The sequence below is a fragment of the Amycolatopsis sp. VC5-11 genome (assembly GCF_037034185.1).
GTDB lineage: Bacteria > Actinomycetota > Actinomycetes > Mycobacteriales > Pseudonocardiaceae > Amycolatopsis > Amycolatopsis nivea.
In genome coordinates, this window is the sequence record NZ_JBAGKF010000001.1 from 1,311,765 (window position 1) to 1,332,249 (window position 20,485).

The window sequence follows — 20,485 nt, forward strand, 5'->3', positions numbered from 1 at the left end:
AGCTGGGTCGGACCTAGAGATCAGTGCGGGAGCAGGATTTTGGCTGGGTCGGACCTAGTGACGCCTCACGATTGTTCCGCGCGGAGCCGTTCGTCGTAGCGCTGCTGGGATTCGTGGATTTCGCCGGTGTGCGCGACGGTCCAGTCGTACAGTCGGCCGAACGGCTCGCGCAGTGATTCGCCAAGTGGCGTAAGGGAATACTCGACTCCGACGGGGGACGTCGGCAGTACTCGCCGCACGATCATGCCGTTGCGTTCCAGCCTGCGCAGGGTTTGGGTCAGCACCCGCTGGGTCACGCCTTCCAGTCGGCGTTTGATGTCGTTGAACCGGCGCGGCTCCTCCAGGACTGCCATCGCCATCATCGACCACTTGTCGGCGATCTGGTCGAGGATCGGGCGGCTGGGACAGTCGGCCCGGTACACAGTGCCGGTGTCGGGAGCGGCCATCTCGGTATCCTCCATGATCCTTGCGATGCCCAAAGTGCGTTATTGACGCTGGTCGGTCCGCGCCCGAGCCTAGGTATACATCAGGAACCTAGCTGCCTGCCGGATACGTATCGGAGACCCGAATGCACCCCGACGACTACCCGACCCTGCGCGTGCGCCGCGAGGGCGGCATCGTCCGCGTCACCATCGACAACCCGCCCGTCAACGTCCTCGACGTCGCTCTCATGGCGGACCTCAGGCGGCTGCTGCTCACGCTGCGAGCCGACGATTCCGCGCGCGTGATCGTTTTCGACAGCGCCGACCCGGACTTCTTCATCGCGCACGTCGACATGTCTCTGGTCGACACTCCGGACGCGTTCGACCACTTCGCTCCCGAGATTCCCTTGGGGCTCAACGTTTTCCAGGCGTTGGGCGAACTTCTGCGGCAGCAACCGCAGGTGACGATCGTGCAGCTCGCCGGTCTGGCGCGAGGCGGCGGGGCGGAGTTCGTCGCGGCCGTGGACCTGGCCTTCGCGGCGATCGAGACCGCGGGGCTCGGGCAGATCGAGGCGCTGATGGGGATTGTCCCGGGCGGCGGAGGGACGCAGTATCTGGCGAACCGGGTCGGCCGCAACCGGGCGTTGGAAATCGTGCTCGGTGCCGAGTTGTACGACGCGCGGACGGCCGAACGCTACGGCTGGGTCAACCGGGCCGTGCCTGCTGACGAACTCGAAGAAGTGGTTGATCGGCTGGCCCGCAACATCGCCGCGTTGCCGGAAGGCGTGATCGCCGCGGCGAAAAAAGCCGTCGTTCCGGATGATCTGGCCACCGGATTTCAGCGGGAACACGACGCTTGGGCGGGACAGTTCACGCGTCCTGCGGCGGAAGCGCTAATTCGGGGCGGACTGGCGCGGGGTGCGCAAACGCGGACGGGCGAGCGCGATCTGGAGGGGCTGCTTCGCGGGCTGGCGGGGTGATCGGCGGATCCGCCCTACAGCGGCCAGCGATTCTCGGATTGCGGATCGTCCAGCCAGAAAGTCTGCTCGTCGGCGTTGACCGTGAGGCCGAAACGCGACCGGCTGGGGCGTCCGAGCGATTCCCAGCGCCGGTGCGCTTCCTCGGCGATATCCCACAAGGCGCGCGGACCTCCTTGTGCCACCTCGAAACCGGAGTCCGTGCGACGGGTCCGGGCCCAGGAACCGTCCGGATGGGACAGTGCGAAAGCGCCGTTCGGGTCGACGTGCACCGGGCGTACCTCAGGTAGTTCCAGTGACGCAAAAAACTCGAAATGTCGTTGTGGTTTAAGCACATCTGTCATTGACAGTTCAGTCGGGCACCATTGCACATCGGCAGCGGACGGCAGGTCCGCGAGCGGCGGCAGGCGATGTGCGCGCAGGGGCATGAAGCGTCCGTCGCGGGCCAGGACCTGGCCTTCGGCGGTCGCGCCTTCGCCTGCGGTGAGGCGGACTAGCCCGCCGCCGAACGGGCGGTTGAGGGTGGTGACGATGTGTCCGCCGGGGAGGGTTTGAGCAAGCCAGGCAAGGGGAATCCGGGAGACCGACGCGGTGCACAGGACCCGGTCGAAGAGCACTCCGGCCGGGAAACCGAGTGCACCGTCGCCGGTGGCGCACGCGGGGGCGTAGCCGCAGGAGGCGAGGCGTTCCTGCGCGGCGGCCGCGATGACCGGGTCGATGTCCACTGTGGACACCTGGCCGGAACCGCAGCGGTGGCACAGCAAACCCGCGTTGTACCCGGTTCCGGTGCCGATCTCCAGCACCCGGTCGCCGTCGCGGACCAGGAGTTCTTCCAGCATGATCGCCATGATCGCGGGCATGCTGGACGAACTGGTCGGCACGCCGGGGACCGGTCCGTGCGCGCGGGCCCGGTCCCATAGCGACGGGTCGTCGTCGAGCTGGGTGACCAGGACGTCGCGCGAATAGACGCGGTCCAGCCAGTCCGGATCGCCGCGGTCGACCGCCGCCCAGCCGTCGCCGGCTGGCACGAAAAACCGCGGCAGGAACGCGTGCCGGGGGACGGTCGCGAACGCGTCGGTCCAGGCCTCGTCGTGCAGCACGTCCTCTTCGACGAGGTGCCGGACCAGGCGTCGACGCAACCGTTGTGCCCGCATAAGCCCAGGGTAACGGGGTGAGCGGAACCACACTCGATGGTTGCAAGCAGGGTGCTTGCAATAGCTAGCACGCGAGCGTACTGTCGAGTAGGTCGCGAGGAGGTGACCGGATGACAGAACCCGGCGGAGCACAGCGCCCCATGGACAAGGTCGCGGACATCGCCTCCGACATCGGCGAGTACATCCGCCAGCAGCGCAGTTCCGCGAAGATTTCGCTGCGCCAGTTGTCGAAACTCGCCGGAGTGTCCAATCCGTACCTGAGCCAGATCGAGCGCGGGGTCCGCAAACCCAGCGCGGAGATCCTCCAGCAGATCGCGAAAGGGCTGCGGATCTCGGCCGAAGCGTTGTACGTGCAGGCCGGAATCCTCGACCTGCCGACCGGCGGCCCGGTCGGCGACGCGATCCGCGCCGACGCCGAGCTGACCGAACGGCAGAAGCAGGTCCTGCTCGACGTCTACGAGTCCTTCCGGCGCGAAAACGCCGCCGCGAACACCGCACCGAAGACCACCCAAGAGACCACTGAGGAGTCGGCATGACCACGCCCAAGACCGAGGACGTCCGCAAGGCCGTCAACACCGCGCTCGACCAGGTCCGCACCCCGCTGCTCGCCGCGCTCGGCGCCGGAAACCTGGCCAGCCAGGCCGTGACCGACGCGGTCGCCAAGGCCCGCGCCAACGTCACCAAGAACACCGAGGCCGCGCGCAAGGGCTTCGAGGAGCTGCCGACCGACGTCGAAAGCCTCCGCGAGAAGCTCGACCCGGCCGAACTGCGCAAGGCCATCGACGAGTACACCGAGGCCGCGCTGAAGCTGTACAACAAGCTGGCCGAGTCCGGCGAGCAGGCGTGGGACAAGATCGCCGCGCAGCCGCAGGTCAAGAAGGCCCTTGAGCAGCTGGACGACGCGCTGACCGCCGCGCAGGAGCGCGTCGACGGCCTGACCGAGGAGACCCGCGAGCGCGTCGACGGCGTGCTGGCGAAGGTCACCAAGCGCACCCGTTCCGCTGGTGAGAAGGCTGCCCGCAAGGTGACCGAGGTGGCTGGCGACACCGCGGACGCGGTTGAGGAAATCGGCGAGAACGTCGCGCACGAGACCCGGTCGGTGGCCCGCAAGGCCGCGAACCGCACCGCGCCGAAGACCGCCACGCCGGCCCGCCGCACGACCACCAGCACGACGGCCAACGCGAAGAAGCCGGCCGCGCCGAAGACGGAGAAGTGACGGCGGAGTCACTGCCGCACTGATCGGCGGTTCGGGTGCTCCGGCACTCGGAACCGTTGGGGCGGACCGGTTTGCGCCGGGGACGCCGAGGGCGAGAATTGAAAATCGAGGGGTCGCACGGCGGCCGGGCCTGGGTTGGTCCGGCCGCCGTGTGCTGTGTTGGGGATGTTCCTGGGTGGCGTTGGGTTGGCGGCGGTGGTTGCCGTGTTGGGGGATGTTCCGGGGTGCCGTCGGGTTGGCCGCGGTGGTTGCCGTGTTGGGGATGCTCGGGGGCGCCCGTTGTGCTGGCGGCGGTGCCGCCGGGTTGAGGGATGCTCAGGGGCGCCGTTGGGTTGGCGGCAGTGTCGCCGTGTTGGGGGATGCTCGGGGGCGCCGTTGGGTTGGCGGCAGCGTCGCCGTGTTGGGGACGGTGGTGCCGTGCCGCTGCATGGCGGACTGTGCCTCGCGCCGCCGAATCAGGTGGCGTCCGGGGATGTGGCGGCGGGGGTGTGGTGAGGTTGCCACCGCGCCGCCGCGTGGCGGACTGGGCCCGCGCTGCTGATCCGCACCGCTGAATCGGGCGGCGTGCCGGGATGTGGCAGCGGGGGTGTCGGTGAACCTGCCGTCGCGCCGTTGAATCGGAGGACCGTGCCGCCGTCGCCCTGTGCGGGGTGTTTCGGGGGCAGCGTCGGGCGGGTTGGTCCGGTCGCCGTGCGCCGCCGCGGATGTTGCGGCGAAGTCGATGTTGGGTCGAGCCCACCTCGCGCGAGCATCGTTAGGTTCGGCCTAGATGCACGGCAGCGAGTTAGGCCCGACCTAGGCTCTCTGGCGGCGGACTGGGTTCGACCTAGCTTCGTCACGGCCGACTAGGTCCGACCTAGGCTCACGGCAGCGAGTTGGGTCGGACCTAGCTTCATGGGCCAGCGGACTGGGTCCGACCTAAGCCGAGGCACCCAACCGGAGTGACCGTTGTCACCCCGACAGCCGTCGTTGAGATAACCGCGGCCAAACCCGCCCCACCCGGGCCTGACCAGCAGTCATGTCACAGTGCCGGTTTTTGGGGGAGCGGGCGGCGTGGGCGGTTTGCCGTAAGCTGGCTGCGTGCTGGTTGCCGAATGGATCCTCAGGGTCATCCACTGGGGCAGCGCCTTGGTCGGGCTCTTCGCCTTCGTTCACGCGCTGCTCCAGCGAGCCGACGCGTACTCGGCGGCCGATCGCAAGACCAAGCCGGTCTGGATGTTGATCACTGGCGTGGCCACGGTCGCCCTGGTGTTGTTCCCGCTGCAGGGGAACGGGGTCGGGTTCATCTTCTGGGTGCCCGCGATGGCGGCGGCGCTCGTCTACATCGTCGACGTGCGGCCGAAGCTCATCGAGGTTCAGCGAGGCCACCGCAACTGGTGACCGGGAAGCCCGGCGGATTACATTCGGGCTGGTGACCACCTGGACTATCGCCGGAAGCCTCACTGTCGTTCCCGCGCCGACCCGTACTGACCTGCTTGCCGAACCCGTCTCCAAGGCGCTTGCCGCGATGCCCGCGCCGGACGAGGTCGGCGTCACTGAGATCGATCCGGAGCTCGCTGACACCGCCGCGTTCTGCGAGGCGTACGGGTCGCCGTTGACTGCCTCCGCGAACTGCGTTGTTGTCGCTGGCAAGCGGGCCGGGGAGGTCCGGTTCGCCGCGGCGCTCGTGCTCGCGACCACCCGCGCCGACGTCAACGGTGTCATCAAGCGCCGCCTCGACGTGCGGAAGGCGTCCTTCGCGCCGATGGACGAGGCCGTTTCCCTTACCGGCATGGAGTACGGCGGCATCACGCCGGTCGGGCTGCCCGCGGACTGGCCGATCCTCATCGACCAAGCCGTCGCGGACGCGCCGGAGCTGGTGATCGGCAGCGGGATCCGCGGCAGCAAGCTCCTGATCTCCGGTGCGGCGCTCGCTGGGCTGCCGAACGCCGAGGTCATCGACGGGCTCGCGCGCTGAACTGTCCACAGTGGACGAACCAGTCGAGATCAGCCCGGCGGCCCTCCAGAAGCTGAAGCAGCAGCGCGAGGCGATGTTGGCCGCGCTGGGCCAGGACAGCCTCGTCTACGGCGTCAACACCGGGATGGGGCGGCTCGCTGGGACCCGGCTCACTGCCGCGCAGCAGGCTGACCATCAGCGCAATCTGCTGGTCGGCCGGGCGGTCGGCGGGAAGCCGTGGTTGTCGCTGGAGTTGACCCGGGCGTTGCTGTGCATGCGGCTGCGCGGGTTTCTCCGCGGCGACGCGGCGGTCAGTCCCGAGCTGGTCAGCTTCCTCGCAGACCGGATCAACGACGGGTTCCTCCCGGCCGTCCCGCGCGACAGCCTCGGCAGCGCCGGCGAAATCATCCCGCTGGCGCACGCGTTCCAGACGTTCGTCGGGCTCGGCACGGTCATCGAGGACGGTGCCGAGGTCCCGGCGGCGGAAGCGTTAAGCCGGCGCGGGGTGCGGCCGTTCGTGCTGGGGCCGAAGGAAGGGGCGAGCCTGATTCAAGGTTCGCCGCTGGCCGAGGCGTACGCGTGGGTGTGCGGCAAGAGGATGCGTCGGCTGATCGATTGGCAGACGGCCTGCGCGGCGATCACCGTGGACGTTCTTGGTGCGCCGCAAGCGATCTACCGCGGCACCCGCATCGAGGAACTCATCGAAGGGGCCGCCACCAACAAGAGCGTCGTGCAGGCGCCGATCTCGGTGCGAGTCGGGCCGAAGGTGCTTGAATACGTCAGCCGGACGGTCGAGGAACTCCGGGAAACCTTGCAGGAGTCCTGGGAAACCCCGGCGGACTCGCCGGGCTTCGTCAACGGCGAGTTCGTCCCGACGACCGGCTATCACGCCGCCGCGCTCGGGCTTCGGATGGACGCGGTCAAGGCAGCCCTCGTCCACGCGGCGGAAGTTTCGGTTCAGCGGCTTCACCGCCTCCTCGACCCGCAGTTCAGCGGGTTGCCGCCGCAGCTCGCGGTGGACCCGGGGCCGCAGGCCGGGCTTACGCCGTTGCACAAACGCGCGGCTGGCGAGCTGCATGCGATGCGTCGTCTGGCCGCACCGGCGACGCTCGGGTCGCTGGATACTTCCGCTGGTCAGGAGGATGTGCAAGCGTTCGCCAGCAAGGCTGGCACCGAGCTGGAGACAGTGATCGAGCGCTTCTTCGCCATCACCGCGTGCGAGCTGATCGCGGGGCGGCAGGCGCGGTATCTGCTCAAGGCCCCAGGCGCGCCGAGGCTGGCTGACACCTACGCCTGGCTCGCGGCGAGGATCGAGCCGGTGGTGGTCGATCGGTCGCTGGGGCCGGAAATCGACCAACTCGCCGAGGTCTGTCTCACGAGTCCCGACGGGCCTGTTGAAGTGCGAGACCGCGAGGCGTAGCCAGCTTGGTCAACAAAGCGAACAAGCCCTCGCACACCAGCGCCAGGATCACCACCGCAAGACCGCCGCCGAAGATTTCGCCATGGCCCTGCTCGCCGAGGGCGAAACCGTCCACGATGTAGCGGCCCAGCCCGCCGCCGTCGTTGACGATCGCGCCGATCGCGACCGTCGCGATCAGTTGCAGGAACGCCACTCGCGCGGCGGCCACGATCACCGGCGACGACAGCGGCAGTTCCACGCGCAGCATGATCTGCCATTCGCGGTACCCGGTGCCGCGCGCCGCGTCGACGACTTCCTGTTCCACCTGCACCACGCCCGCGTAGGTGTTGGTGAACAGCGGCGGCAGCGCCAGCGCGACGAGCGCCAGCAGCAGCGGCCAGAAGTCCGTGTTCGCGCCCCACCGGCTGGCCAGGAACCAGAACAGGATGATCAGCCCGAAGCTCGGGATCGCGCGGCCGATGTTCACCGCGCTGCTCGCCAGGAACTGGCCGCGCCGGTAGTGCGCGAGCCACAGCGCGAACGGAACGGTCAGGACGATCGAGATCGCCAGTGCCAGCGCGGAGAACCACAGATGCTGCACCGTCCGGAACGGAATCCCGGCCGGATCGGTCCAGCTCCAGCGGTTCGGGTCGGCGAGCCAGTGGCCCAGCTGCTCGAAAAAGCTCATCGAACGGCCCTCCGCGCCCACGGGGCCAGCGCGCGTTCGCTCAGCCACAGCAGCAAATCGACGAGCACGGCCAGCGCGATCGACAGCACGATGCCGACGATGATCGGGCTCGGGTTGGGGATCGTCGTCTGGATGCCGGCCCGGATGAAGTAGCCGAGCCCGCCCTTGCCGAGCAGCGACGTGACGGTGACCAGGCCGATCGTCGTCACCGCGGCCACCCGCAGCCCGGCGATCACCACCGGCAGCGCGAGCGGCAGCTCCACCTGCCACAACAGCCGCCGCGGCGTGAAGCCCATCCCGATCGCCGCTTCGCGCACTTCGGTCGGCACCTGCTGCACGCCGGTCACGATGTTGCGGATCAGGATCAGCAGCGTGTACGTCGCCAGCGGGATGACCGAGGTGGCGAAGGAGAACCCGAGCAGCGGAACCAGCAGCGCGAACGCGCCGAGGCTCGGGATCACGTAGAGCGCGCCCGCCGTGCCGATCACGAACGGATAGAACCAGCGGTAGCGCAGGCACAGCGTGGCCAGCGCGAGCGAAAGCACGAGGCCGACGCCGAGCGCGGTCGCGGTGAGGGCGACGTGCTCGCCGAGCCGCTGAAGAATCGCGTCAGCGTTGCGTTCGACCCACCGCCATTCGAAGAGGGGACGGCTGCTGTCGGCCAGCAGCGGGGTCACGGACGCGTGCACGGCGCGACCTTACCCCGATCGAGCGACAATATTCCGGCCCGTGAGATTCCGTGGCGAGGATTCCTAACCAGTGGTTTCTGTCGGGGGTCGCGGTTAGGGTCCATTCCCACTAACGAGTGAACTGAGGAGTGTGGGGACACGTGCGCTGGACCCGGAACATCCGAGTGGCCGCGCTGCTGGCGACGGCCGCGCTCGGCTTGACCGCGTGCGGTGGGGGAAGCGACCAGCCGGCCGCGCCGAGCAAGGGCGGCGCTCCGATCGTCGTCGCCTCGTTCAACTTCACCGACAGCCAGATCCTTGCCGAGATCTACGCGGGCGCGCTGGAGGCCAAGGGCTATCCGGTCACCCGGAAGCTGAATCTCGGCTCGCGGGAGCTGGTCTACCCGTCGCTCAAATCCGGCGAACTGCAGTTCCTGCCGGAGTACCAGGGCGCGGCGATCACGACCGGCTTCGGCAAGGAAGCCACCAAGGACGCCAAGGCCGAGCACGAACAGCTGGAGAAGCTTTTCGCGCCCGAGGGCGTCGGGCTGCTGAACTACGCGGCAGCCGAGGACAAGAACACCTACATCGTGAAGGCCGACCTCGCGAAGTCGAAGGGCATCGCGTCGATCAGCGACCTGAAGAAGCTCGACAAGGTCGTGATGGCCGGTCCGCCGGAGTGCGAGAAGCGGCTGCCGTGCTTCCAGGGCTTCAAGGACGTCTACAAGCTGACGAACGCGACTTTCCAGACCGTGCAGGAGGCCGGGCCGCGCGTGCAGCAGCTCAACTCCGGCGCGGTCACGGTGATCCCGGTCGACTCGGTCAGCCCGCTGGTCGGCGACCCGCAGTACGTCGCGCTCAAGGACGACCTCGCCATCGTGCCCACCGAGAACGTGGTGCCCGCGGTGAACAAGAAGGTGCTCGACGCGCGCGGCGCGGACTTCGCGAACGTCGTCAACGCGGTCAGCGCGAAGCTCACCACGGACGGCATGCGCGAGCTGAACAAGCGGGTCGACGCGGACGGCGAACCCGCGGCCGACGTGGCGAAGGACTGGCTGAAGCAGCAGGGCCTCTCCTGACCTTCTCGGGAGCGGCGATCCCGGTGCGAACCGGGATCGCCGCCCCTCACCCCATGTGCGAAGGTGACCTCGGCGGAACCCTGAGGAGGAAACGACATGGGCAAGGTCACGGCCACCGCGGAGCGCACGATCGACGCGCCGGTGGAACGCGTGCGTGAGCTGGTCGCGGACTACGCCGAGACCCGGCCGAAGCTGCTCACCGAGCACTACCGCGACTACGAGGTCAGCGAGGGCGGCGTCGGCGCCGGCACGAAGGCCAGCTGGAAGCTGCAGGCCACGTCCAAGCGAGTGCGCGACGTCGCGGCCACGGTGACCGAGCCGTCGCCCGGCACCTTCGTCGAGACCGATGCGAACTCCAGCATGGTCACCACCTGGACCGTCACCGCCTCCGGCGAGCGTTCCCTCGTCCGCATCGAGACCAGCTGGGACGGCGCGGGCGGCATCGGCGGCTTCTTCGAGAAGACCTTCGCGCCGGGCGGGCTGAAGAAGATCTACGACGGCGTGCTCGGCAAGCTCGCGGAGATCGTGTAGCGCTGGCCACAACCCCGGGGACAATCGGAATGCGCGCCCCGGTTTCTCCGTTGGCCGGATAGACCGGGGCGCGCGCCCCGCTTCAATCCAGCTTGAACGAAACGGAGTTCGACGGTGAACGCACCCACAGCGACTGAGATCCGGCTCGCGGCCCGCCCGCACGGCGTCCCGACCATGGACAATTTCGACATCGTCGAGACCGAGGTGCCGAAGCCGGGTCCCGGGCAGATCCTGGTGCGCAACCTCGTGATGAGCGTCGACCCGGCGATGCGCGGCCGGATGAACGACGTGAAGTCCTACTCGCCGCCCTTCGTGGTCGGCGAGGCCATGCAGGGCGGCGCGGTCGGCGAGGTCATCGAGTCCACTGTGGACGACTTCGCGGTCGGCGATCACGTGCTGCACCAGGCGGGCTGGCGCACGCACGCGGTGCTCGACGCCAAGCGAGCGGTCAAAGTGGACGATTCGGTCGCGCCGCTTTCGACCTACCTCGGCGTGCTCGGGATGCCGGGTCTGACCGCGTACGCCGGGCTGCTGGTGAGCGCGGAGTTCAAGGAAGGCGACACGGTTTTCGTCTCCGGCGCGGCCGGTGCGGTCGGCTCGCTCGTCGGCCAGCTGGCCCGGCTCAAGGGCGCCAAGCGCGTGATCGGCAGCGCGGGTTCGGCGGAGAAGGTCCGCTACCTCACCGAGGAGCTGGGCTTCGACGCCGCCTTCAACTACAAGGACGGACCGGTCGCCGAGCAGCTCGCCGCGGCCGCGCCCGAGGGCATCGACGTCTACTTCGACAACGTCGGCGGCGAGCACCTCGAGGCCGCGATCGCGTCGATGAACCTGCACGGCCGGATCGCCATCTGCGGCATGATCTCGCAGTACAACGCCACCGAGCCGACCCCGGCGCCGCGCAACCTGGTGCAGCTCATCGCGAAGCGGATCACCATGCGCGGCCTGCTCGTGCTGGACCACTGGCACCTGATGCAGGAGTTCGTCGCCGAGGTCGCGCCGCTCGTGGCGTCCGGCGAGATCAAGTACTCGGAGACCTTTGTGGACGGCATCCGCAACGCGCCGGACGCGTTCCTCGGCCTGCTCAGCGGGGCCAACACCGGCAAAATGCTGGTGCGCCTCAGCTCCTGACGATTTCGTCAGCCAGCTCGGGCATCGTCGCCGCGGTGTAGGTCGCGGCGGGGAGCCCGGGCAGCGGATGGACTCCGGGACGCGCGAGCAGCGCGGTCCGGAGTCCTGCCGCTTGTGCTCCGGCGATGTCCCAGCCGTGCGCGGCGACCATCACCGCTTGGCCGGGTTCGACGCCGAAGGCACGCAGCACCTGGAGATACGGCTCCGGTGCCGGTTTGAGCCTGCTGACCTGCTGCGCGGAGAAGATCCGGTCGAATTTCGTTGCCAGGCCAGCGTTCTGCAGCTGCGCCTCGGCGGTGGCGAGCGGCGAATTCGTGAGGGCGACGACCTGGTGTCCGGCCTGGCGCAAGCGGTCCAGGCCGGGTACGACGTCGGCGTGCGCGGGCAGGGTGCGCAGGCCGTCGCCGACCTTCACCAGCTCGACGTCGGTCAGTTCATGGCCGTGCCGCGCGCACACGGCGGCCGCGGCTTCCCCGGCGATCTGCGCGAAATCGCGGTACTGGCCGGCCGCGGTCACCGTGAGCACGGTGTGGATCGCGAGCGCGAACCATTCCTGACGCGCTTCCGGATCTCCGGTGAGCTGGGTGAACAGCGGGTCGAGCGCGGTCAGGTCGAGCAGCGTCTCGTTGACGTCGAACACGCACAGCATCGCGCCTCCAGCCGGTGAACCGCTTGCGTACCAGGGTCCTCCGTCAGTCGCGGGCTAGGCAAGCGCGGTGATCAGTTCGGCGAGAACTCCCTGCCAATGGCGGCGCTGCTGCTCCCGTTCGGCGGCGTCGGCCAGGCGCTCCTGGTGAATGCGCAGCATTGCTTTGCCCGGACCGCTGGCACGCACGGCCAGCTGCAGCGTCGTCTCGTGCGACCAGCCGGCCGGCTGCCAAGTGAGCCGGATCCGGTCCATTTCGCGGAAGCTGCGCGTCTCGCCGCGGATTCCGTCGGCGGTCTCGTAGCCGACGCCGGGTTCGGGCTGGACGGTAACGCCCTCGCCGAGCCAGATCGCCACGCCTTCCGCGGACGTGATGAAGTCCCAGACGTCCTCGGCGGAGCGGCCGATCGTCTTCGAGACGCCGATCTGCCAGCCCGCGTCCTTGGTCTGCCCGACGCTCACTCGGCCACCGCCGCGATCGCGCTGACCTCGACGAGCGCACCCGGCACGGCCAGCCCGGCCACGCGCTGGACAGTGACCGGCGGCGTCGCGCCCGCCAGCGCCGCGGCGGCGGCCGGATAAGCCTTGGCGAGATCGACGTCCGCGACCAGCAGGATGTTCAGCATCACCACATCCTGGACGGTCGCGCCGCCCGCGGCCAGCGCCGTTTTCAGGTTGGCCATCACCCGCTCGACCTGCGCGGCGACGTCGGTTCCGCCGACGAGCGCGCCGTTCGCGTCGACCGCGTTCTGGCCGCCGACGTAGATCGTCGTCGCGCCTGGCGGGACCACGGCGACCTGGGCGAAAGCGGGGGACTGGAGGAGCCCTTCGGGGCGGAGCAGCTGAGTCATAAACCGAGTATGACCAGATACCCGGTCGGCTACTGTCCTAGTTTTGCGCGAGAATCGAGAGCATGACCACCACGAGCCGTCGCCTGGAGACGCTGGCGTTGCTGCAGGCGCGTCCCGGCATCTCCGCCACCGACCTCGCGGCCCGCCTCGGCGTCACCGAGCGCACGACGCGCCGCGACATCGCCCAGCTGCGCGAACTCGGGTATCGCATCGACGGCGAACCCGGCCGGGTCGGCGGCTACCGGCTCGCGCACGGCACCGCGATGCCGCCGCTGCTGCTGGACGCCGACGAGGTCGCGGCGGTTTCACTCGGCCTGCAGACGGCGGTGGCGGTCGACGGGCTCGAAACTGCCACGGTGACCGCGCTGGCCAAGCTGACCCAGGTGGTGCCGACGCGCTGGCAGGCCCGGCTCGCCGCGCTCGCGGACGTGGAATCGTTGCCCGGCAAGCCTTTCCGGCAGGCAGCGCAGGACATTCTGGTACCGCTCGCGTTGGCTTGCCGGGCTGGCGAAGCGGTGCGGATCCGGCATCGAGCTCGGGACGCTCGATCGGCGAAACCCATTGATGTGCAGCCTTACCGGCTCATCACTGTCCGGCGGCAGTGGTACCTCGTCGCTTGTCCGCGCGGAACCAGTGAATGGAAAACCTTTGCGGCGGAACGGATCGAAGCGGTCCAGCCACTCGGGATCAAACTGCCCGCGCCGGAACCACCGTCCACTGTGGTCGATCTGATCACGGACGCGGGCTGGCGGTATCGCGTTCGGGTCCAGGTGCACACGTCGGCTGATCTGGTCCGGGAACTCGTCGACCCGAGTGTGGCGACTGTTGTCGAGGACGGCGACGAGTGCGAACTCCGGTTCGGCACCGACGATCTCGACTGGGCTGCTCGCTGGCTGGCTTATCTGGGCGTGGATTTCGACGTCCTCGAACCGGCCGCGCTCACCGATCGCTTGCACGCCTTCGGTTCTTGGCTGGCTACCCGCTACGTCACCACTCCGCCGGACTGATCGCCGGAGTCCCCGCGCGGTAAGCCTCGATCACGATCCGCGCCGCCCGTCGGGACTTGGCGACGACCTGCTCCGTCGGGTAGCCGAGCCATTGGTAGACGCCGTTGAGGTAGAAATCGCCGTAGCCGTAGGCCTGGGTGTGGAGTTGTTCCATCAGTTCCAGCGCGATAGCCGGATCCGGCGCGATCGTGAGGCAGCGCAGCAGCGACGCGTCGATCAGCTCCCGGCGGGCCTCGTGCAGTTCGACGTATTGCGCGTCAGCCAGCTCCGCGGCGAAGAACACGTGCAGGCCGATCCGGGTTTCCATCAGGAACTTGGTGTGCGCGGCGGACACGGCGGCCAGCGCGGCACCGTCGTCCGTTTCGGCGGCGGCCGCTTCCTCGGCGAGTTCGCGCAGCTGTCGCGCCGCGGTGGTGGCGACCGCGGCCAGCAGCGCCGCGCGGTCCAGGAAATGCCGGTACGGCGCGGCGGTGGAGACCTTCGCCCGCCGGGCGGCTTCGGCGACCGAGAACCCGGCGACCCCGTTCTCCGCGATCAGGTCGAACGCCACGCGCACCAGCTCGGCGCGCAGGTTGCGGTGGTGGTACTGCGCCGCCATGTCGTGTGTCACACCCGATCGTGGTCGCTTCGAGGAATAAGCCGAGGCCCACGCTAGTCGATGTAAGAGGGCTCTTACATCGACTTTGTCCCGAACGGACGGGACACCCAGGAGGGCTTCATGACCACGACCACCTCCGCCATCGCCGCCGCGGCGCCGGGCGGACCGCTCGCGCCGACGACGATCGAGCGCCGTGCCCTGCGGCCGGACGACGTGCTCATCGACATCGCCTACGCCGGCATCTGCCACAGCGACCTGCACCAGGTCAACCAGGACTGGGGCACCGCGATCTTCCCGATGGTGCCGGGCCACGAGATCGCCGGCGTGGTCGCCGCGGTCGGCTCGGACGTCACGAAGTACCAGGTCGGCGACCGGGTCGGGGTCGGCTGCATGGTCGATTCCTGCGGCGAATGCGAGTACTGCCGCGCCGGATCCGAGCAGTTCTGCGTCAAGGGCAACATCCAGACGTACAACGGAGTCGGCTTCGACGGCGAGAACACCTACGGCGGGTACAGCCGGCAGATCGTCGTGAAGGACGCGTTCGTCTGCCGGATCCCGGAGGGCATTGACCTGGACGTCGCCGCGCCGCTGCTGTGCGCGGGCATCACCACGTACTCGCCGCTGCGCCGGTGGGGCGCGGGACCGGGCAAGAAGGTCGCCGTCGTCGGCCTCGGCGGGCTCGGGCACATGGCGGTCAAGCTGGCCGTCGCGATGGGCGCGGACGTCACCGTGCTCAGCCAGAGCCTGAAGAAGCAGGAAGACGGGCTCCGGCTCGGCGCGAAGGACTACTACGCGACCAGCGACGAGTCGACCTTCGAGACGCTCGCCGGCCGGTTCGACGTCATCCTCAACACCGTCTCGGCGAAGCTGCCGGTCGACGCCTACCTCAGCCTGCTGCGCGTCGGCGGTGCGATGGTGAACGTCGGCGCGCCGGGGGAACCGTTGGAGTACAACGTCTTCTCCCTGCTCGGCGGCAACCGCGTGCTGGCCGGTTCGATGATCGGCGGCATCGCGGAGACCCAGGAGATGCTGGACTTCTGCGCCGAGCACGGCGTCGGCGCGGAGATCGAGACGATCAGCGCGGACCAGGTGAACGAGGCGTACGCGCGGGTCGAGAACAGCGACGTGCGGTACCGCTTCGTGATCGACACCTCGACGATCGGCTGACCCCGCGCCGACCGCGCCCCAATGCCACATTGGGTGCATGTGACGCACCCAATGTGGCATTCGGTGCGCTCAACGCACCCAATGCCACATTGGGGCGGGTCAGAGCACCATGGTTCGGTTGCCGTGCACCAAAACGCGGCCCTCGAGGTGCCAGCGCAGGCCGCGCGCCAGCGTCACCTTTTCGATGTCCCGGCCCTTGCGCACCAGGTCCTGCACCGAATCGCCGTGGTCGACGCGGATGACGTCCTGTTCGATGATCGGCCCGGCGTCGAGGTCCGCGGTGACGTAGTGACAGGTCGCGCCGACGAGCTTCACGCCGCGCGTGTGCGCCTGGTGGTACGGCTTCGCGCCGATGAACGACGGCAGGAAGCTGTGGTGGATGTTCAGCGCGCGCCCGGTCCACGCCGCGCACAGTTCCGCGGGCAGGACCTGCATGAACCGCGCCAGCACGATCGCGTGCGGGTCGTGGGCGTCGACCAGTTCGCGGACCTTGGCGAACGCGGCCGCCTTGCCGTCCGGGTCGCCTGCCGGGAACGGCACGTGGTGGAACGGGATCCCGTGCGCGCGGGTGATGTCCGCGAGCGAATCGTGGTTGCCGATCACCGCGGCGATGTCGACGTCCAGCTCACCGGAGGCGACCCGGCCCAGCAGGTCGTAGAGGCAGTGCCCGGCCTTCGACACCAGCACCACCGCGCGCGGGCGCTCGCCGGTGTCGCGCACCTGCCAGCTCGACTCCGCGGACAGTTCGTTCGCGACCGCGCTGAACCGCTCGCGCAATCCCTCGGCGTCGAACGGCAGCGAATCGGCGCGCACGACCTGGCGGGTGAAGAACCAGCCCGAGTCGGGATCGGTGTGGTACGCGGCCTCGACGATCATTCCGCCGTGGTCGGCGAGGAAGCCCGAGATGCGGGCGATGATGCCGGTGCGGTCGGGGCAGCCGAAGGTGAGCACGTAACGCTGGGGTTCTGACACGCGCCCATTCTCACCGGCCGCTGGTCAGGGCGCGGCGAGGGGCTCCAGAAGGGTGGCGTCGCCGACGTTCTCGGCGTGGTTCGGACGGCCCCACAACGCGCGGTACACCTCGTCGGCCGGACCGGCGAGCGTGAGGTCCGGGACGCCTTCGCCCAGCATCGGCGGCCCATCCGGCTGCAGCAGCACGGTCCACGTCCGCGTGTCGGTGCTGACCTGGACGATCCCCTCGCGGCCGCTCGGCCGGGCGCGGCGCGGGGTCAGGAAGGCGAGGAACTCGTCGATGCCGTCCTCGGCGAATTCCGTGCGGTACCGGGTGACCGGCGGCTCGGCCAGGGCGCTTTCCGCGTCGAGCCGGTGGATGGCGAACTCGTGCGCGAGCCGGCGCGTCCAATCGGCCACGGTGATCGGGCCGCCGTGCGGGAACGGTGAGCGCAGCGGGGTGTCCGCCGGACGCCGCAGGGCTTCGCGGACGGCCATGCGTTCGCCGTCCCAGCGGCCGAGCGCGTCCTCCCAGGTGGTCGCGCGCTGCGGCTCAGCCTTCTGGTCGGTGATCGCAGCGACCGTGTACGAGAGCACCGTCGTCAGATGCGTCACCAGGTCCAGCACTGTCCACTCCGGACAGTTCCGGACCGGCGCGACCGGACCCGCGGCGAGCGTCGCGGCCTTGATCCGGTCGGCGTGGATGTCGATCGCTTCCAGCAGCCGTGGCGCGTCCATGCACTGACCGTAGCCTGCGCACCCGGACCCGGCGGCCGAATTCGATGAGCACGACCAGCAGCAGCCCGAGCAGGAGCGACAGCAGCAGGCCGTACGCCGGACGGTCGGCGAACGCGGCCCCGCCGGCGAGCCCGATCAGCGCGCTGTACACCGACCACAGCGTCGCGCCCGCGGCGTCGAGCGGCACGAACCGGCGCAGCGGATAGCCGAGGCTCCCGTTGGCCAGCGCGCTCGCGACGCGGCCGCCGGGCAGATAGCGCGCGGCGACGATCAGCAGCGGTGCTTGCCTGCGGACCTGGTCGCGGGCCCATTCGTAGCGTTGCCGTCCGGACGGTCCGCGCTGCAGCCAGGCGACGGCACGCGGACCGGCGGCGCGGCCGACCGCGTAGCCGAGACAGTCGCCCGCCCACGCGCCGGCGGCGGACACGACGACCAGCAGCGCGAGCCTGCCCGGGTCCGGTCCGATCAGGACGGCGACGGTCACCACGGTCGTTTCGCTCGGCATGAACGGGAGCAGCGCGTCCAGGCCGGCGATCGCGAACACGAGCACCCACAGCCAGGGCGAGCCGAGCGTGCCCCGGATCAGCTCGGTGACGTGTTCCAGCAGTTCCACTCGCTCATCGTCAGCACTGAAGGTCACCAAGGGGTGACCCAGCGGGGTGCGGGTGGTGAACAGGTGGGTTCAGCGCGGCGCGACGCTGTCCCAGGACACGGTCAGCTCGCCGAGCCGGCGCCGGTCCGGATTGCCGATGACCGGCCAGCCGCGGTCGGCGAGCATGGCGACGGTGGTGGTCCAGCGGGCGCGAACGCCGAAGGAACGGTGCGGTGCCGCGGCGGCCCAGCACTCGTCCAAAGTGGACATCAGGGCGTGCACGCGTTCGCCGGGAACGTTGCGGTGGATGAGGATCTTCGGCAGCCGTTCGGCCACTGTGGACGGACGGTCGAGTTCGGCAAGCCGCAGCGACAGGGTCAGCGTGCGCGGACCGTCCGCTCCGACCGCGACCCACGTGACCAGCCTGCCGATCTCGTCGCAGGTGCCTTCCACGAGCAGGCCTTCCGGCGGCATCGCGTCGAGCATCAGCTGCCACGCGCCCGGGACCTCGTCCTCGGCGTACTGGCGGAGCACGTTGAACGCGCGCACCAGGACCGGCCGCGTCCCGGCCAGCTCGAACCCGCCGCGCCGGAAGTCGAGCCGGGGCGGATCAGCGGCGGGAAGGGCGGCGGCGACGCGCTCCGGGTCGAGTTCGAGCCCGAGCACCCGGACGTCCGGCCGCACGCGCGCCAGCCAGCGGGCCAGTTCAACCGTCGTGACCGGCGACGCTCCGTAGCCGAGATCGACGACAAGGGGACTTTCGCCGCGCCGCAGCAGCCGCGTGACGCCCGGGTCGCTCGCGAGCCAGCGGTCGACCCGGCGCAACCGGTTGGGATTGGTGGTGCCCCTGGTCGGGGCCCCCACCGGGGTCAGGCGTGCTCGGCCAGCCACTGCGCGGTGAACTCGTCCTCGTGCCGCAGCAGGTTGACCACCTGCTCGGAGACGAACTCCTCGATCCGGCCGCCGAAGAGGGGGATGCGCACGACGACCTCGCCCGTGGTGCGGAGGAGGACCTTGCCGTCCTTCGGGCTGAGGTAGGTCGAGGCGCCGATCTCGCCGGGCACGCCGCCGACGCTGACGTCGGACCGGCCGGTGTACTCGTCGCCGGACCGCTTCCAGGTCTGGGTGCGGTTGACGATGATGTCGCCTTTGTGCAGGGCGCGGACGGCTTGCGGGAGTTTGGCCGCCTTGATGCCGTGCTGGAGTTCGTAGCGGACGGAGTCGCCTTCGGCGGTGTAGGCGAGGAGTTTCGCGTCGTCGCCGCCGAGGGCGGCTAGGCGGGCTTGGAGGGCGTCCTTGCCTGCGACTGCGGTGAAGACGTTTTCGAGCGAGCCGGTGAATTCGCCGCGGTGCTCGATCCGGGATCCCATGTGACGGACAGTACCGGGAGGCCGCGGCTTCGCCGCGGAAAGAGGGTTGCGTGGGGCACCCCGAAGCCCAATTGTGCTGACGGGCGGTGGGTGCTTGTCAAGGCGGGAAAGATGCCTTGACAAGCACCCACCGCCCGCAGGGAGGCTTCGTATCGGGGTGCGGGGGAGGGGCTGGGTGCCTCGCTCGTTGGGTGCATCGGCTGCGGTTTAGGGACGTGAGGGGGGCGCTGAGGGAATCAGAGTCAATGAGGGTGGCCCTCACGGACGGGTCGATGGGGGTGGGTGGGGTGGGCAGTACCGTCAAGCTTTGTGGACATCGCTGAAACGCCTGGTCTGGTTCGTCTCGCCGACTTCACGACCCTCCGATTGGGCGGGCCGGTTCGCCGGTTTGTCACCGCGACGACCGCTGCTGAGTTGGTCGCTGCGGTGCGGGCGGCGGACGAAGCAGGCGAGCCCGTCCTGCTGCTCGGGGGCGGGTCGAATCTCGTCGTCGGTGATGAAGGCTTCGACGGCACCCTCGTGCGGATCGCCAACACCGGGTGGACCCGTGACGGCGACATCGTCGAGGTGGCGGCCGGGCAGGAGTGGGACGCGTTCGTCGCTGCGCTCGTCGACAACGGTCTCGGTGGGCTTGAGTGTCTCTCCGGCATTCCGGGGTCGGTGGGGGCGACGCCGATCCAGAACGTCGGTGCGTATGGCGGCGAGGTGGCTGAGTCGATCGTCTCCGTCGAGTTGTACGACCGGGCCGCGAAGGCGGCGCGGACGGTCAAGGCTGACGAGCTCGGCTTCGCGTATCGCACCAGTGTGCTCAAGGGCACCGACCGGGGCGTGGTGCTGAGTGTGCGGTTCCGGGTCGATCCGAGTGGGCAGTCCGCGCCGATTCGGTACGCCGAGCTGGCGCGCACGCTGGGTGTCGAGATCGACGCGAAAGTCCCCGCCGCGCGGGCTCGGGAAGCGGTGCTTGGGCTGCGGCGCGGCAAGGGGATGGTGCTCGATCCGGTCGATCACGACACCTGGAGTGCGGGGTCGTTCTTCACCAATCCGATCGTTCCCGAGGAAGACGCCGCGGCGGTGCTGAGCCGGATCGCGGAGTCGACTGAGGGGAAGATCCCGCAGTATCCGGCGAGCGGCGGGGTGAAGTTGTCCGCTGCGTGGCTGATCGAGCGGGCCGGGTTCGGCAAGGGGTACCCGGGGCCGGGGGGTCGCGTTTCGCTGTCTACCAAGCACACTCTCGCGCTTACCAACCGTGGTGGGGCCAGCACGGCGGATCTGCTCGCGCTGGCCCGCGAGGTCCGCGACGGGGTCGAGGCTCGGTTCGGGGTGCGGCTGTATCCGGAACCACTGCTGATCAACTGTTCGCTCTGAAG

Annotated in this window: 25 protein-coding genes and 1 pseudogene; 12 read left to right on the top strand and 14 right to left on the bottom strand. The window is 69.3% G+C overall.

The window, feature by feature from the left end; translation table 11 throughout:
- Window positions 1–65 precede the first annotated feature (65 nt).
- Window positions 66–446: a winged helix-turn-helix transcriptional regulator gene (locus tag WA670_RS06500; protein WP_037807737.1), complete on the bottom strand. Its 381-nt coding sequence runs from the start codon at window positions 444–446 to the stop codon at window positions 66–68.
- Window positions 447–568: 122 nt separating this feature from the next.
- On the opposite strand from WA670_RS06500, the gene WA670_RS06505 reads away from it, so the two are divergent.
- Entirely contained in the window at window positions 569–1,402 is an 834-nt protein-coding gene (locus WA670_RS06505; RefSeq protein ID WP_336157141.1) for an enoyl-CoA hydratase/isomerase family protein, read from the top strand.
- Between the two features lie 14 nt (window positions 1,403–1,416).
- Here the strand turns inward: WA670_RS06505 and WA670_RS06510 are convergent, their stop codons facing one another.
- Entirely contained in the window at window positions 1,417–2,553 is a 1,137-nt protein-coding gene (locus WA670_RS06510; protein ID WP_336157142.1) for a methyltransferase domain-containing protein, read from the bottom strand.
- A 140-nt stretch (window positions 2,554–2,693) separates the two neighbouring features.
- On the opposite strand from WA670_RS06510, the gene WA670_RS06515 reads away from it, so the two are divergent.
- From WA670_RS06515 to WA670_RS06535, 5 genes are all read left to right on the top strand, one after another.
- Complete coding sequence (locus WA670_RS06515; protein WP_037807545.1) at window positions 2,694–3,089, top strand: helix-turn-helix domain-containing protein; 396 nt, start codon at window positions 2,694–2,696, stop codon at window positions 3,087–3,089.
- Window positions 3,086–3,769: a hypothetical protein gene (locus WA670_RS06520; protein WP_037807546.1), complete on the top strand. Its 684-nt coding sequence runs from the start codon at window positions 3,086–3,088 to the stop codon at window positions 3,767–3,769. Before WA670_RS06515 ends, WA670_RS06520 begins: the two co-directional genes overlap by 4 nt.
- A 1,080-nt stretch (window positions 3,770–4,849) precedes the next feature.
- Window positions 4,850–5,149 carry a DUF2516 family protein gene (locus tag WA670_RS06525; RefSeq protein WP_037807548.1) on the top strand — a complete coding sequence of 100 codons (300 nt, stop codon included), beginning with the start codon at window positions 4,850–4,852 and terminating at the stop codon, window positions 5,147–5,149.
- A gap of 31 nt (window positions 5,150–5,180) precedes the next feature.
- Window positions 5,181–5,726: a YbaK/EbsC family protein gene (locus WA670_RS06530; RefSeq protein ID WP_134733617.1), complete on the top strand. Its 546-nt coding sequence runs from the start codon at window positions 5,181–5,183 to the stop codon at window positions 5,724–5,726.
- A 10-nt stretch (window positions 5,727–5,736) separates the two neighbouring features.
- Window positions 5,737–7,125 carry an aromatic amino acid lyase gene (locus WA670_RS06535; RefSeq protein ID WP_336157143.1) on the top strand — a complete coding sequence of 463 codons (1,389 nt, stop codon included), beginning with the start codon at window positions 5,737–5,739 and terminating at the stop codon, window positions 7,123–7,125.
- On the opposite strand, the gene WA670_RS06540 is transcribed toward WA670_RS06535, so the two are convergent.
- Both WA670_RS06540 and WA670_RS06545 read right to left on the bottom strand, forming a co-directional pair.
- A complete protein-coding gene (locus tag WA670_RS06540; RefSeq protein WP_037807739.1) occupies window positions 7,079–7,792 on the bottom strand; it encodes an ABC transporter permease in 714 nt (237 codons plus the stop codon). The genes WA670_RS06535 and WA670_RS06540 overlap by 47 nt on opposite strands.
- Window positions 7,789–8,481: an ABC transporter permease gene (locus WA670_RS06545; protein ID WP_336157144.1), complete on the bottom strand. Its 693-nt coding sequence runs from the start codon at window positions 8,479–8,481 to the stop codon at window positions 7,789–7,791. The genes WA670_RS06540 and WA670_RS06545 overlap by 4 nt, the downstream gene beginning before the upstream one ends.
- 140 nt (window positions 8,482–8,621) lie before the next feature.
- On the opposite strand from WA670_RS06545, the gene WA670_RS06550 reads away from it, so the two are divergent.
- From WA670_RS06550 to WA670_RS06560, 3 genes are all read left to right on the top strand, one after another.
- Window positions 8,622–9,539: an ABC transporter substrate-binding protein gene (locus WA670_RS06550; RefSeq protein WP_037807556.1), complete on the top strand. Its 918-nt coding sequence runs from the start codon at window positions 8,622–8,624 to the stop codon at window positions 9,537–9,539.
- Window positions 9,540–9,635: 96 nt separating this feature from the next.
- On the top strand, window positions 9,636–10,070 hold the full coding sequence (locus WA670_RS06555) for an SRPBCC family protein (RefSeq protein ID WP_037807557.1): 435 nt from the start codon (window positions 9,636–9,638) through the stop codon (window positions 10,068–10,070).
- 114 nt (window positions 10,071–10,184) lie between these two features.
- A complete protein-coding gene (locus tag WA670_RS06560) occupies window positions 10,185–11,198 on the top strand; it encodes an NADP-dependent oxidoreductase (protein WP_134663651.1) in 1,014 nt (337 codons plus the stop codon).
- Here WA670_RS06560 and WA670_RS06565 read toward each other — a convergent pair.
- The 3 genes from WA670_RS06565 to WA670_RS06575 are packed head-to-tail and all read right to left on the bottom strand — an operon-like array spanning window position 11,188 to window position 12,695.
- Window positions 11,188–11,847 (bottom strand): haloacid dehalogenase type II, encoded by a 660-nt coding sequence (locus WA670_RS06565; RefSeq protein WP_037807563.1) that lies wholly within the window; start codon window positions 11,845–11,847, stop codon window positions 11,188–11,190. The two genes, WA670_RS06560 and WA670_RS06565, sit on opposite strands and share 11 nt — an antisense overlap.
- A gap of 54 nt (window positions 11,848–11,901) precedes the next feature.
- Window positions 11,902–12,306, bottom strand: a complete 405-nt coding sequence (locus tag WA670_RS06570; protein ID WP_037807566.1) for an SRPBCC domain-containing protein — start codon at window positions 12,304–12,306, stop codon at window positions 11,902–11,904.
- Window positions 12,303–12,695, bottom strand: a complete 393-nt coding sequence (locus tag WA670_RS06575) for a RidA family protein (protein ID WP_037807569.1) — start codon at window positions 12,693–12,695, stop codon at window positions 12,303–12,305. The genes WA670_RS06570 and WA670_RS06575 overlap by 4 nt, the downstream gene beginning before the upstream one ends.
- A 62-nt stretch (window positions 12,696–12,757) precedes the next feature.
- On the opposite strand from WA670_RS06575, the gene WA670_RS06580 reads away from it, so the two are divergent.
- Window positions 12,758–13,702 (top strand): helix-turn-helix transcriptional regulator, encoded by a 945-nt coding sequence (locus WA670_RS06580; protein ID WP_134733621.1) that lies wholly within the window; start codon window positions 12,758–12,760, stop codon window positions 13,700–13,702.
- Here WA670_RS06580 and WA670_RS06585 read toward each other — a convergent pair.
- On the bottom strand, window positions 13,683–14,300 hold the full coding sequence (locus WA670_RS06585) for a TetR/AcrR family transcriptional regulator (protein ID WP_134733658.1): 618 nt from the start codon (window positions 14,298–14,300) through the stop codon (window positions 13,683–13,685). The two genes, WA670_RS06580 and WA670_RS06585, sit on opposite strands and share 20 nt — an antisense overlap.
- 120 nt (window positions 14,301–14,420) lie before the next feature.
- Here WA670_RS06585 and WA670_RS06590 point away from each other — a divergent pair, with 120 nt between their 5' ends.
- Complete coding sequence (locus WA670_RS06590; protein WP_336157145.1) at window positions 14,421–15,467, top strand: NAD(P)-dependent alcohol dehydrogenase; 1,047 nt, start codon at window positions 14,421–14,423, stop codon at window positions 15,465–15,467.
- Window positions 15,468–15,566: 99 nt separating this feature from the next.
- Here WA670_RS06590 and purU read toward each other — a convergent pair whose 3' ends face one another.
- The 6 genes and pseudogenes from purU to WA670_RS06620 all read right to left on the bottom strand — a co-directional run bounded on the left by purU (window position 15,567) and on the right by WA670_RS06620 (window position 19,118).
- The gene (gene purU / locus WA670_RS06595) at window positions 15,567–16,418 is read right to left on the bottom strand and encodes a formyltetrahydrofolate deformylase (protein ID WP_336157188.1); all 852 of its coding nucleotides are present in this window, start codon (window positions 16,416–16,418) and stop codon (window positions 15,567–15,569) included.
- A 45-nt stretch (window positions 16,419–16,463) separates the two neighbouring features.
- The gene (locus tag WA670_RS06600) at window positions 16,464–16,838 is read right to left on the bottom strand and encodes a mycothiol maleylpyruvate isomerase (RefSeq protein ID WP_336157189.1); all 375 of its coding nucleotides are present in this window, start codon (window positions 16,836–16,838) and stop codon (window positions 16,464–16,466) included.
- Between the two features lie 3 nt (window positions 16,839–16,841).
- Window positions 16,842–17,072 (bottom strand): annotated as a pseudogene (locus WA670_RS06605) (maleylpyruvate isomerase N-terminal domain-containing protein); the annotation flags it as partial.
- Window positions 16,972–17,769, bottom strand: a complete 798-nt coding sequence (locus tag WA670_RS06610) for a DedA family protein (protein WP_240691513.1) — start codon at window positions 17,767–17,769, stop codon at window positions 16,972–16,974. The gene WA670_RS06610 and the pseudogene WA670_RS06605, both read right to left, overlap by 101 nt.
- A gap of 69 nt (window positions 17,770–17,838) precedes the next feature.
- Window positions 17,839–18,639 (bottom strand): class I SAM-dependent methyltransferase, encoded by an 801-nt coding sequence (locus WA670_RS06615; RefSeq protein WP_134733629.1) that lies wholly within the window; start codon window positions 18,637–18,639, stop codon window positions 17,839–17,841.
- The gene (locus tag WA670_RS06620; RefSeq protein ID WP_037807589.1) at window positions 18,618–19,118 is read right to left on the bottom strand and encodes a DUF2505 domain-containing protein; all 501 of its coding nucleotides are present in this window, start codon (window positions 19,116–19,118) and stop codon (window positions 18,618–18,620) included. The genes WA670_RS06615 and WA670_RS06620 overlap by 22 nt, the downstream gene beginning before the upstream one ends.
- Before the next feature lie 309 nt (window positions 19,119–19,427).
- Between WA670_RS06620 and WA670_RS06625 the strand changes: the two genes are divergently transcribed.
- On the top strand, window positions 19,428–20,483 hold the full coding sequence (locus WA670_RS06625; protein ID WP_336157146.1) for a UDP-N-acetylmuramate dehydrogenase: 1,056 nt from the start codon (window positions 19,428–19,430) through the stop codon (window positions 20,481–20,483).
- Window positions 20,484–20,485: the final 2 nt, after the last annotated feature.